The organism is Micromonospora sp. M51, from assembly GCF_018070305.1.
Lineage (GTDB): Bacteria > Actinomycetota > Actinomycetes > Mycobacteriales > Micromonosporaceae > Micromonospora > Micromonospora parva.
In genome coordinates this window covers 1-12795 of sequence record NZ_JAGPXZ010000089.1, presented here as the reverse complement: position 1 = coordinate 12795, position 12795 = coordinate 1, and the positions used below count along the sequence as shown (strand labels likewise).

Genomic DNA, 12795 nt, shown 5'->3' with positions numbered 1-12795 from the left:
CCGCAACCAGGTCACCTCGTCGCAGTACGTGATCCCCGCCGTGGAGACCGGCCTGAACGGCACGTACGTCTACGCCAACGGATTCTCCGACCGCGACGGCTCGCCGACCACCGCCGGTTATCCGGCGGTCGCGGATCTGCCCGGCGAGACGGTGACCACCGAGTACGACGCGGTCAGTGGCCTGCCGACCGCCCTTTCGACCAACCGCACCGCCACCGGCTCCTACGTCGTCTCCCAGCAGTACACGGGCTACGGCGAGCCGACCCTGACCAAGCGCAAGATCGCGGGTGGGGTCTACGTCGATGACAGCACCGACTACGACATCGTCACCCGTCGGGTCAGCCGGACCAGCGTCAAACCGGAAACCGCCAGCGGAACGATCTCGGAACGCAGCTACCGGTACGACCCGGCCGGCAACATCACCGCGATCAGCGACGTGCCACAGGTCGGACCGGCCGACAACCAGTGCTTCCAGCACGACAGGCTGCGTCAACTCACCGCCGCCTGGACCCCGAAGGCTGGGGTCGACTGCGCCACCGCGCCGAACCTGTCCAACCTCGGCGGACCGGCGCCGTACTGGCACGACTGGACCTTCGACACCACCGGCAATCGGCGCACCGAAATCGTTCACGCGACGGCCGGCAACACCGTACGCACGTACACCGTGCCGGAATCCGGTACGGACAGTGTCCGCCCGCATACCGTCACGTCGACGCTGACCGAGACGCCGGGCGTACCACCGGCTACCGCCAGCTACGGCTACGACGCGACCGGAAACATGATCGCCCGCGCTGGCCCGAGCGGTGGCGATCAAGGCCTGACCTGGGACGCGGAAGGCCACCTGGCCACAGTTACCGAGGGCACCGCGACAACCACCAACCTCTACGACGCCAACGGCACGAGGCTCATCCGCCGTGACGCCGGTGGAACCACCCTCTACCTGCCGGGGATGGAAATCCGACAGGCCAAGGGCGTTGCCGCCGCCACCGCGACCCGCTACTACAGCTTCACCGGCCGGCAGATCGCCTCCCGTGTTGCCGGCACGAACGGGTTGACCTGGCTCTTCACCGATCATCAGGGCACCCAGCAGGTCAGCGTCAACGCGTACACCCAGGCGGTCAGCATCCGCAGACAGACCCCGTACGGCTCCCCGCGAGGTGCCCAGCCGCTGTGGCCGAACCCGAAGGGGTTCGTGGGCGGGGATCTCGACCCCACCGGGCTGACACACATCGGAGCCCGAGAGTACGACCCGACCCTCGGCCGGTTCATCTCCGTCGATCCCCTGATGGACTCCTCCGACCCCCAGCAGTGGAACGGCTACTCCTACGCCAACAACTCACCCATCACGTTCAGCGATCCGACCGGCCTGATCCTCGACGAGATCGCGGCCAAGCGCATCACCCAGGACGAGATCGATCGGATCAGGAATACCGGCAGCAGTGAGAGTCCGGAGCAGGCGCGGCGAATCCGCAAGGCGGACCCCGACCTGGCGAACGTCCGCAAACCACCGCCGAAATTCCAGTACTGGGTCGGTCACTACTTCTGCATCACCCAGTCCCGGTGTCACGTCAGCGACCTGTCACCGGTGGAAATCAAGATCGGGCTCGGCAAGTACCTCTGCGAGTTCTACGCGCTGTGCGACGGCCAGCCGAAGAGCAACGAGGAACAGTGGAAGGACATCGCCGAGGTCCTGAGCTGGATACCGGGGATCGGGATTCCGGCCTCCGCCTATTTGGCTCAACAGGCACTCGACAGGGGCGACTACCTCGGCGCCGCTCTCGAGGTGCTCGGGATGGTGCCCGCCGCAAGGGGGGCGAAGTATGTCGATGACGCCGCTGACGTTGTCGACGGTGCGGCCGACGCCTGCAAGGTCGGCCACAGCTTCGACCCGGACACGCTGGTCCTCCTCGCAGACGGCTCCGTCAAGCGGATCGAGGATGTCGAACTAGGCGACGAGGTCGTTGCCACCGATCCGGAGAGCGACCGCACCGAACCGAAATCCGTCACCAAGCTGCACGTGAACCGGGACGGTGACCTCACCACTCTCACTGTGGAGACCACAGATGGCGAACGCGTCAAGTTGGAGACGACGTGGACCCATCCGTTCTGGTCCCGCACCGATGAGGACTGGGTCGAGGCGGAGGACCTGAATCCGGGCGATCTGCTGCGGACGCTCGGCCGTGGGGAGGTTCGGGTCGTCGAGGTCCGCAACGTTACGGGCGATGAGGTCATGTACGACCTCACGGTCGCCGACATCCACACGTACTATGTGCTCGCCGGCGCACTGCCCGTCCTGGTGCACAACACAGGATTGTGCCCCAAGCTAATCGACGAGGTCTTCTATAACCCCAGTGACAGATCGTCTGTGGATCAGTTCGAATACCACTGGGATAAGCATGCGAAGGCCCGCGGAATTACGCGTGAGCAGTATCTCAAGGATGCGCAAGACTGGGCGGCTGCCATTTCTCAGCCAGGTGGGAAGAGAGGGCTCAATGCCCACTCGAAGGAGTTGAACGACGGGAAGCGTGGAATAAGCTACGTTGATCCCCAGACGGGTAGGGGCGGTATCATCGGCCCAGACGGCAAGCCCGTAACCTTCTGGTACGGCGCCGACTAATGAAAGGATGGGCCGTTGCCGGATTTTATGGATGACTACGCTCTCTGGCGGCGCGCGCCGTTCCCCCGTCTGCGCCGCGGCGATAATCTGTTTCGCAGAGGTGAGAACCTGGCACTCATCCATGGCGACCTGGCTCTCGCGGACGAACATACGACTCAGGTGATCCGTCTGGTAGACGACGGGGTATTCAAGCCGGCTCGGGAGGACGTCATGAGTTTACTTGAAGGGATCATCACCCGCCTGGAACGATTCGGCGAAGGTGCGACCGCAGAGGAGCGAGAAGTTATCGATGCCCACTATCAGTATGCAGCTCTGCTGCATCGAGTCTATGGTCAATTCCTTCGCATAGGGAGTTCCGTAGCCCGTGACCTGACCTGAGCTGTAGGGAATTGGGAGGGCTGTTCGCCGGCTTGCCGTCGGTTCCGGCGGGCGAGTCGGCGAGTGGGTGCACGAAAGCGCTTCTGCCGACGACGGCGTAGGCGAGTCCGAAATTTTACAGCTCACGGAGCGTGCGCTGGGGCGATCATCCGGGCAACGCCGCAGTGGGCGATCATCGTGGCTACCTCATCCCTGAACGGGCTACATGTGTATCCCGACGTCTTGGCCGGATCCGCATTGCCGTACAAGGATCGGTCTGCTTGGATCGCGGCGATGGACCGGACAACGCAGCACCGACATCCTCTCCAAGGGTGGCAGGCGCCGGTCGAATGGGCGGCGCGGATGGCAGTACATCCCTTCGCCGCCGCCGTACGATCATGGCTGCCTTTCACCCCTCTGCGAGCGCGGTGGTGAGATCTCTCCGGCTGCCCGATCGTCGGTCGACGGACAACGGGAATTCGGCGCGTGCCGTAGCATCGATACCAATAGCGGGTCTTGGGTTCGGCCCGTTGGCAGGGCCGTCGCGGGCATCGAGGTGCCGGGCGCGATCGGCCAATGACATCGGTGCGGGGCCGGAGAGTCATGGAGTTCCGGGTACTGGGGCCGGTTGGTCTGTGGCTAGCCGGCAATGAGGTCGATCTCGGCCCAGCGCGCCAGCGGTGCGTGCTCGCCGCGCTCCTGCTCAACGACGGTAAGCCGTTGTTCACTGAGGCGGCAATCGCGCGGGTGTGGGGCGAAGACGCACCTGCGCGTTCGAAGGAGCTGCTCTACATCTACATGAGCCGGCTCCGGAAGGCGCTAAGGGCGGCAAACGGGGTGCAACTGCGGCGCAGCGGCGGCGGATATCTGCTGGACGTTCCACAGAATGCTGTCGACGCCTCGCTGTTCACCCGACTAACCGCCGAGGCGACCACAGGCACGTCGGGAGACGGCGGCGGTCTGGACCCCGCGACCCGGGTCAGACTCTTCCGGTCGGCGCTCGCCCTGTGGCGGGGGACGCCGCTCGACGGCCTGTCGGGTGCCTGGACCGAGGGGACCCGCGAGCACCTTCGTCGCCGCCGGCTGAAGGCGCTCGAGAACTGTTTCGACCTTGAGCTACAGCTGGGCAACCACTCCGCACTCGTCAACGAGCTGTCCGACCTGGTTGACCTTCACCCGACGGTGGAACCCCTGGTCGGGCAGCTCATGCTCGCCCTCTATCGATCCGGCCGCCAGGCCAGCGCCCTCGCCGCCTTTCGAGACACCCGCAAGCTCCTGGTCGACGACTACGGCTTGGAGCCAGGACCCGCTCTACGCCAACTCGAACACGCGATCCTGGTCAACGACCCTTCGCTCGACCTGCAGACGGTCACTGCCGATACCATCTTGTCAGTCACCGCTGGGCCTGATACGGCGCCGGCGGTCCCCATCCCGACCGTCCCGTCGTTCGCGGTCGCCGTGCCGGGTGCCCTTGTGGAGCGGACGCCCCGGGAGTTGCCGGCAGACGTCACGGGCTTCGCGGGCCGGGCAACCGAGATCGCGGCGCTGAATTCACAGCTGACCGACAGCGTCAAGCAACCATCGATGCCTGCCGGCGTCACGCTGATCACCGGTACCGCCGGTGTCGGCAAGACGGCCTTGGCGGTGCATTGGGCACATCAGGTCAGCGATCGGTTTCCCGACGGCCAGCTGTACGTCAACCTTCGGGGCTACTCCACCGACGTGCCGATCAGCCCGGTCCAGGCACTCGGCTGCCTGCTGCGTTCGTTGGGCGTGCCCACCGAGCAGATTCCCGTCGACGTCGCCGAGGCAGCGGCGCTGTACCGCTCGCTGATGGCCGGCCGGCGCGCGCTCATTCTGCTCGACAACGCCCGTTCCGTTGCCCAGGTACGACCACTGCTGCCGGGCAGGCCGGGGTGCCTGGTCCTGGTCACCAGCCGGGACCGCCTCGGCGGTCTGATCGCTCGGGACGGTGCGCAACAGCTCGCCCTGAAGGTGCTCGATGCGGGGGACGCCTGCCAACTGTTGTCCCAGGTCATCGGCGTGGACCGAGGGCATGCCGAACGTCGGGCCGTCGGCGAACTGGCCGAGGTTTGCGCCTACTTGCCGTTGGCGCTGCGGATTGCGGCCGCGAACATCAACGGTCGGCCCCTGCACCGCATCGCCGACCACGTAGTGCGGCTGCGCCGCGACGATCATCTGATGGCTCTCGCCGTCGAAGGCGATGAGGAGACCGCCGTCGGGGCAGCCTTCGACGCGTCGTACGAGTCGATCCCGCCCGCGGCGCAGCGGATGTTCCGGTTGCTGGGGCTGGTGCCGGGTCCGGACTTCACCGCACCGGCCGCCGCGGCGCTGGCCGTCCTCGACCCGGAAGAGGCGGGTCGGGTGCTGGAGCGGCTCGCCGATGCGCACCTGATCAGCGAGCACGCGGCGGGCCGATTCGCGTTCCATGACCTGCTGCGTCGCTACGCCCGCGCCCGCGCCGTCGCCGAGGACGGCGAAGCTGATCGGGCGGCGGCTGTGCGGCGGCTGTTCGACTGGTACCTGCATAAAGTCGATGCCGCCGCGATACGGCTTTATCCACAGCGGTTTCGACTACCGATACCCGAAACCGACCGCACGCTGCCAATCGTCGATTTCCCTGATCCCGCCGGTGCCCTGCATTGGCTCGACGCTGAGCGGCGAAACCTGATTGAGGCCGCCCAGCATGCTGTTACACAGCGAGGGTCTGCTGCACCGGTGGGTGACAGTTTCAGGTACGCGGCCTGACTGACCGGTGTCCAGGATGGTCCTGAACTCCGGGTCAACGTGGTGGGCGCGGGGGTACGAGTGCAACTTCCAGCCGGGCGGACGACCACGATGGACTGTCGTCCTGACCCGGCTGTATGGTAGCTGACCGCCGATAGGCATGTTCTGCCGTCCCGCTTTGTGGTAGGCGAACGACGATCCGTCGATCTGTCCGATGTGGTGCTTTGGCTGGCGGTGAGCGACCGTGCGTTGATTGACGGTGAACGTTCGGGTGTCTATGCCGACTGTCCATCTTGGTATGGTCGAGCCCAATCTTGGGGGGACGATGCCGGAAACCGAACTTGTCAGATTTGTTGTCCGTGACGGCACCTCGGTCATTGTCGAGGTGGAGGAGGAGCGCCGGGGCTCGACTCCCGCTGGCAGGCGGGTGAATGGCGTCCGGGAGGCGCGGGAATTCTTCGAGGCGAACCTGACTCATATTCGCGATGCGGCCGAAGCCGTCCTCGCCGACCTGCGCAGAGCGTCCAGCCCCGACGAGATCAAGATCGGATTCGGGGTGAAGTTGACGACCGAGGTGGGCGCGGTGATCGCCCGTTCCGCGGTGGAGGGCAACATCTCGGTTGAGCTGCTCTGGCGCCGCGACGACTCCACGGACACCCGCACGCCATGACCGGTGTGGATGAGGCGTGGCGCTTGGAGGTGACCGGCGCCAGCACGGGGTGCGGCTTCGCCGTCACACCCACCCGCGCGCTCACCTGCGCCCACCTCATCGCACCCGGCCAACGGCAGTGCCGGGTCGCCTCGCTGCCCGGCATCCGTGCGGTGGACGTGCCCAGTGCCTTTGACAGCGGCGTCAACCCGGTTCCGGACGTTGCCACGATCGACATCACTGGTCATCCGGCGGACGCCGTCGCGCCGATGGGGCCGGCAACCCGACCCGCTCCGGGAACGATCCTCGACCTCTTCGGGCTTCCGGACCGCGGCCAGGAAGGCCGCCGCAGCCAGGCGCGCGTCTCAGGCCCGAGTCGCACCGGCGAATGGCTCCAGATCGACGCCGTCCACGGCCACACGGCATGGGTCGAGCCCGGGTTCAGTGGCGGTGCCGCCACGGACGCTGCCACGGGACTCGTCGTCGGCATGGTCGTCAGCGCGGACAGGTCGCTCGCGGAGCGATCCGCCTGGATCATTCCCAACGACACCATCGTTGGGAGCGCGCCGTGGCTCGCCGCTGTGCTCGCCGACCCGCTCGCCGGAGACCCCGACCACGTCGCCGTGCTGCGGTCCCTCGACGCCCGGCGCTACACCGCGGCTCTCGACCGCCTCCCCGATCTGCACAGCAGGCACCGCCGCAGCTCGGATCTGTACTACTACTGGGCACTCGTGCTGCTCCAAGGTGTCCGCCCGGCGAACCACTCCGGCGAGGTCATCGACGGCATCGAGCGGCTGCTGGGCGAGGCGTGCCGCCTCGACCCGGGCTCGGCACACGCGAAGGCGCTCCTGGCGCTGGTCCGTGAGGACTACTACGGTCTGCGCAGCCTGCCGGTGTCAGGTCGCGACGGCCACTACGACCCGGCCACAAGCCACGTGTCGACCGGCCACGCGATCGAAATCGTCAGCCACGTCCCGGCGACGGAGTGTCTGACCTGGCGCAACCTCTATCGGCGATCCATGGGATGAGTGGCATGACACAGAACCACACGACGCAGAACCCCACCCGGCAAGAGTTGGTACACAAGTACTTCAACCTGGTGCCGCAGAAGCCCTCGTACGTCGGGGCCCTGATCGCGCTCGGCGGCGGCGGCCTGCTCCTGGTCGTCGGCCTGTTGTCGCTCGTCGGTGCCTCCGCCGACAGCGGCCTGGCTGGTCTGGCATGCCTTGGCTGTCTGGGCATCCTCGGCGGTGGTGCCGCCGTCGTCTTCGGTGGGATCAAGCTCGCCGGGACGTATTCGGCCTACAACTCGGCGGTCGCCGCGGCCTATCCCCGCGCCACCGACAGCCAGATGGACGGCTGGCTGCAGGAGGGTGAGAACTACGCGGCGGACGCCGGTCGTCGGCGGTTGAACCGGCACCCGGGCGAAGTCACCCTCAAGTGGGGCGAGAACCTCCTGGTCTTCCACGGTCTGCCGCCGGAGATCCCGTACCAGATCGCTCGTGGTGCTGACGGCGTCCTGCGCGCCTCGCTCTACAAGATCCTGGTGGTCTACCTGTCGAACTATCGGCTCCTGACCTACGAGTCCATCCTCGACATGCGGACCGGCGCGACGGTCAGCGACGCGACGAAGGAATACCACCTGCAGAGTGTGGACGGCCTGGAGACCGCCAGTGACCGGGTGAACTTCTTCCTCCCGCCGGCGAACCAGGCGCCGCCCCCCGGCCAGCCGATGCCGCAGAACCCGACGGCGATCCCGATCGCCACCGCCACCGGGAGCATCGTGCACGTGACCGGCAGGCAGACGCTGCGGCTCATGGTCGCCGGACGACCCGCCATCGAGCTGGTGATGGGTATCTCCGCCACCGACCAGCTCCACATCGAGGGTGTCTCGGGCTCGACCACCGAGGGCATGATCCATACCCTTCGGGAATACCTACGCCGTCACAACGGCGGCATCTCGGGGCAGACGAGCATGCCCAGCAGCCTCCCGCCGCTGCCACCGCTCGGCCCGGAGTGACGCCGACGACGTCGGCGCGGTGACCACGAAGGTCGACGACGCTGGGGTCAGCCGTGCCGGTGGCGCGCTGGTCCCGGTGTCGTGTGGGTATCGCCCGATGCACCGTGGGTCGCGGGAGACACCACCTGACGCAGCGCGGACACGGTGAGCTGACCGAGGCTCGGCACCTGGACCGCCCCGAGCTGCCCCTGGTCACCGACCAGCACCACCGGGCATCCGGCGGCGACCGCGCTGGCAACACCCGTGGGGGAGTCCTCGACGACGGCGCAACGGCCGGGCGGCAGACCCAGCCGCCGTGCCGCCAACAGGTACGGGTCGGGGGCGGGCTTCGTCCGCTTCACGTCGTCGCCGCAGACCACCACGTCGAAGCGGGGAGCACCGGGATGACCACGCAGAGCGTCGAGGATGTACCGGCTGCTCGACGTGACGAGCCCGACGGGCACACCGTCCGCCCGCAGCGCCGTGATCAGGCGTACGCCGTCGGCCTGCCAGCTCGTCGCCCGGTCACGGTAGAGCTGCCGCACCGCCGCCTCGACCTCCGCCACATCTGCCGCCGGGTCCCACCCGGACCAGCCGATCCGGCGGTGGATCGTCGTGATGGCCTCCAGCGCGGTGAGGCCGAGCAGGCCGTCAGTCGCCCCGGCCGGAACGGGCTGTCGCCCGTTGATCAGGGCTACGAAAGCGGACCGCCAGATTGGCGCGGTATCGACCAGGGTGCCGTCGAGGTCGAACAGCACTGCCCACTCATCCATGCCGGTCATGGTGCTCCTCGGTAGGCCACGAATCAACGCGCCATCCTGGCTGGGCCAGGATGCTGGCCGATACGATCGGCGAACCGCTTTCCCGACGGAGGATGTGCTGATGTACCGGGTCGAGCAAGCGATCGCCTTCGTTCTCGACCGGGCGAAGGCCGACCCCGTCGGACTTGCCTTCCTGGTCGGGGAGCGGTTGATGCTGACCTGCGCGCACGTGGTGAATGTGGCGCTGGGCCGTCCCGCCCGACAGGTGGAAAGAGTTCCGAAGAACAGCCGCGTCTCGCTGCATTTCGCTCTGCTGGGGGCGTCGAACAGTTGGATCGAACGCAGCGCCGAGGTGGTGGCGTGGTTGCCGACCGGTGACGACTTCGACGTCGCTGACGTCGCGGTGCTCAGGCTCGGCGAGGGCCTTGCCGGCAGTGGCGCGGAACCGCTTCGCATCCGGGCGGACCTGAAGGACCGTTACAACGTGCCGGTGCAGATGTGGGGGCCCGGCCAGGGGCGTGACCTGGGCAGGCATGTGCAGGGTCGGTTGCTCGGCGCGGTCGGCAGACACCGGTTGCAGGTCGACGAGGTGGTGCACCGGGTCTTTCGGGTTCAGCGCGGGTTCAGCGGAGGGCCGGTCTGGGATCCCGCCACCTCCGCTGTGTTCGGCATGCTCCAGGCGATCACCACCGACGACTCGGCCGAGGTGCTCGTGCTCGACGGCGCCTTGCTGGAGCGGGCGTTGGCAGCGGTCGCCACCGCGCGACCCGGTCTGGTGCTGATACACGACCATGGCGAGGTCCATTACGACGGCACGCAATACACCCTGCGCCAACGGCGTGTGCTGCACCACGGCGGCACCGCCCCGCGCGCGAAGTACGAGATGAAAGTGTCAGTGCAGCGCTTTCTCAACGACGAGGCCGTGCGTAATCTGCGCCACCACGCGCAGCACCCACTCAGTGTTGACGACCCTGTTCGTGACATCGGCCTGCGAGCCTGGTGCGTTTTCGACGGTGAATCCCATCCGATGGATGCCAAGCCGACAAAGGTGCGGCACGAGGAGATCAACTTCGACCTCTGTTTTCCGGCGTCGAAACTGCTGACCCCGGGGCAGCAGGTTGTCGTCGAGTACACGTACCGCGTCAGTGACGAGATCTGGGGGCAGTGGTACAAGCGCAACATCAAGCCGAACACCGACCGGCTGTCGGTGGAGGCGCACCTGCCGACCGAGTTGGAGCCGGAGTGCTGGGGCGTGACCTCACTGCCGTCGGAGACGGACCTCGAACCGTTGCCGGACGTCCAGATACGGGTCGAGGATGACCACACCATCTACTCCTGGGACCGAACCGCAGAGGAGGACGACCTCGCCGAGGAGCGTCGCATCCGGCTGGACTGGTTCTTCTGGAAGCGCATCCCGGACAGCAGTGTCTGCGCCGACGCGCCGAGCGTCCTTCGGCAGTTCGGCATCAGGCAGCTGCGGGGCGCGGCACGCGGGCGACGGTCGTCGGAGCTGCCGGTCAAGACGCGGGAGATCAACTTCGACTCACCGAGCGACCGGCTACTGGCCGGGCGGGTGCTCGCGCACCTGCGCCGCGTCGCCGGATGGGTCAACCGGTACCACTCGTTCAAGCCCGAGGTGAGTATGGGGATCGCCGCCCCTCAGCTCGGCATGGCCTACGCCATCGCGATCGTCAAGGTGCCAGGTTCACGGGACTACATCGAGCTGATCAACCCGAGCGTGCTGGAGCGGACCGACGAGGAGGTCCGCGACTATGAGGGATGCCTGAGCTTCTTCGACGTCCGCGGCATCGTTCAACGGCCCTACGGTCTTCGCGTACGCCATCGGACCGCAGCGGGCGACCTGCGAGACGTCGTACTCACGGGAGGGCTCGCCCGCAGCGTCGCTCACGAGATCGACCACCTGAACGGCAAGGTCTACACCGACGCTGACCGCATGCCCGAGGGCGAGGAGCCTGTCGACGTCCCCCGTTACCGTCGGCTGCGGGAGGAGGGCGCGTTCACCGCGCCGGTGCCCCCGACGCAGTTGAGGTGGCAGCAGCCAGGGGCTCACTCCGCCGCCAGGTGACGTTCACGGTGAACGTCGCCTCGGTGGTTCCCTTGGTGAAGATGAGACCGGTCTCTCCGCCGATGGCCAGGCCGAGTTCGACGGAGATCTCATCCGGCGCCGCCGCCGACCGCAGCCGGCCGATGACGGTACGCAACGCGGGCAGCACCCTCTCCAGCGACGCGGTCAACGTGGTCGCCGCCCACTGGCCCCGGCCGTCGTCCGCCGCGGCGAGTTCGATCCCCGCGAGGTCGCCGCGGTCCACCTCCACCTCCACGTATTCATCGCTACCCTCGGCGACCGGAACCTTGAGCAGCACAGTGCTCATGCACTCTCCCCGGGTTTGATGTCACGAACCGTGTCTGTCGTCTGAGCAATGTGTAGCAGTTGATCGCCCGTCAGCGGAAGGCGAACGGGTCGCGGCCGGTGCGCCGGGGGCGATCCCGGTCCACGGTGCTGGCGCGGACGCACCGCGTTGGTCAGACTTGAGCTCGATGGGGGGACGGGCGATGGACACCTCCGCTCAGGACGAGGCCGCTGCGGCGTTCGTCCGGGAGCTCGCGTACTGGCGCCGCTACCGCGCGATGTCCAAGAAGACGCTCGCCGGCCGGATCGGGTTCGACCCCTCGTACGTCAGCCACATGGAGAGCGGGCGGCATCAGCCCACAGAGGAGTTCGCCCGCCGTGTCGAGGCGGTGTTGGAGACCGGGAACCGCGTGTGGCAGCGGTACGTCGTCTTCGCCGGCACCAGACGGCAGCGTGGTCTGAGCCTGGCTCCCGCTCCTACCGCGATCGCGCCGCCGGCTGGCCCGCACCTGGTGATCGAGGAAGAGTTGGCCTCCCTCGCCCTCGTCGACGGCTGGTACGAGTGCCGGATCTGGCGGCACCTGCACAGCGTCGGCACCGAGCCGATCACCCGGCACACGGTGCAGATCGACATCGACCGGTTCCCCGACGACCCCGAACGATCCATGGCGTTTCACGCCCGCCATCCGCTCAGCACCGACGAGGTCGACTTCCGGGCCTCGATCGGCGTCGACCAGCCGGAACCCATGAAGTGGAAGGTCACCCGCAGCCGAAACGCCTTCCTGAAGATCGTTCTTCTGTTCGGCAGCGACGGGGTTCCCTACCCGCTCTATCCTGGTCAGCGCACGTTGATCCACTACGCCTACCGGGTGCCGGAGTGGAAGTTCGGCGACTGGCTCCAGCGCGACATCCGGCTGCCCACGCGGCGACTGAACATCAGGCTCTCGTTCCCCTCCTCCAGCCATCCTGCGGTCTGGGGCAGCGAGACATCCTTCACCACCGATGTGACGACCGACGTGACTCCGTCTTCCCGAGAGCGCGACGGTCTGGTCGAGTACGAGTGGGAGGTGCCCCGGCCCCGACTACGCGCCCAGTACCGGCTGAACTGGCGCTACCCCGATCTGAGTCTGCGGTGACCGGAGCGACGCGCCCGCGCGCAATGCGCGGGGTCAGCCCTCGCCGGGGCGGACCAACCCGCTCTCGTACGCGATGACCACGAGCTGGGCGCGGTCACGGGCGTTCAGCTTGTGCAGCAGGCGACTCACGTAGGTGCGGGCGGTGTCCGGGCTGAGG

General features: G+C 67.2%; 11 protein-coding genes. 8 read left to right on the top strand and 3 right to left on the bottom strand.

All coding sequences use genetic code 11. From position 1 onward, the window contains the following. The first annotated feature begins 40 nt into the window (after positions 1-40). The 6 genes from KBX53_RS37120 (at position 41) to KBX53_RS07635 (ending at position 8391) form a co-directional block, all read left to right on the top strand. Positions 41-2617 carry a polymorphic toxin-type HINT domain-containing protein gene (locus KBX53_RS37120; RefSeq protein WP_210858266.1) on the top strand — a complete coding sequence of 859 codons (2577 nt, stop codon included), beginning with the start codon at positions 41-43 and terminating at the stop codon, positions 2615-2617. A gap of 15 nt (positions 2618-2632) precedes the next feature. Next, the gene (locus KBX53_RS07655) at positions 2633-2995 is read left to right on the top strand and encodes a hypothetical protein (RefSeq protein ID WP_210858265.1); all 363 of its coding nucleotides are present in this window, start codon (positions 2633-2635) and stop codon (positions 2993-2995) included. 582 nt (positions 2996-3577) lie between these two features. Next, positions 3578-5743, top strand: a complete 2166-nt coding sequence (locus KBX53_RS07650; RefSeq protein ID WP_210858264.1) for a BTAD domain-containing putative transcriptional regulator — start codon at positions 3578-3580, stop codon at positions 5741-5743. A gap of 277 nt (positions 5744-6020) precedes the next feature. Further along, positions 6021-6392 (top strand): CU044_2847 family protein, encoded by a 372-nt coding sequence (locus tag KBX53_RS07645; RefSeq protein ID WP_210858263.1) that lies wholly within the window; start codon positions 6021-6023, stop codon positions 6390-6392. Further along, on the top strand, positions 6389-7399 hold the full coding sequence (locus KBX53_RS07640; RefSeq protein WP_030328326.1) for a serine protease: 1011 nt from the start codon (positions 6389-6391) through the stop codon (positions 7397-7399). Before KBX53_RS07645 ends, KBX53_RS07640 begins: the two co-directional genes overlap by 4 nt. Positions 7400-7404: 5 nt before the next feature. Continuing rightward, positions 7405-8391, top strand: coding sequence for a hypothetical protein (locus KBX53_RS07635; protein ID WP_030328324.1), 987 nt, complete (start codon positions 7405-7407; stop codon positions 8389-8391). Positions 8392-8438: 47 nt separating this feature from the next. On the opposite strand, the gene KBX53_RS07630 is transcribed toward KBX53_RS07635, so the two are convergent. After that, positions 8439-9152 (bottom strand): HAD family phosphatase, encoded by a 714-nt coding sequence (locus KBX53_RS07630; protein ID WP_210858262.1) that lies wholly within the window; start codon positions 9150-9152, stop codon positions 8439-8441. 100 nt (positions 9153-9252) lie between these two features. On the opposite strand from KBX53_RS07630, the gene KBX53_RS07625 reads away from it, so the two are divergent. Beyond that, positions 9253-11217 (top strand): peptide deformylase, encoded by a 1965-nt coding sequence (locus KBX53_RS07625; RefSeq protein ID WP_210858261.1) that lies wholly within the window; start codon positions 9253-9255, stop codon positions 11215-11217. Here the strand turns inward: KBX53_RS07625 and KBX53_RS07620 are convergent. Next, positions 11150-11524, bottom strand: coding sequence for a CU044_2847 family protein (locus KBX53_RS07620; RefSeq protein WP_210858260.1), 375 nt, complete (start codon positions 11522-11524; stop codon positions 11150-11152). The two genes, KBX53_RS07625 and KBX53_RS07620, sit on opposite strands and share 68 nt — an antisense overlap. Before the next feature lie 181 nt (positions 11525-11705). Here KBX53_RS07620 and KBX53_RS07615 point away from each other — a divergent pair, with 181 nt between their 5' ends. Then, a complete protein-coding gene (locus KBX53_RS07615; RefSeq protein ID WP_210858259.1) occupies positions 11706-12638 on the top strand; it encodes a helix-turn-helix transcriptional regulator in 933 nt (310 codons plus the stop codon). Between the two features lie 33 nt (positions 12639-12671). Here the strand turns inward: KBX53_RS07615 and KBX53_RS36230 are convergent. Beyond that, positions 12672-12795: LuxR C-terminal-related transcriptional regulator (locus tag KBX53_RS36230; RefSeq protein ID WP_247675256.1), on the bottom strand; the 124-nt coding region annotated here is incomplete at its 5' end.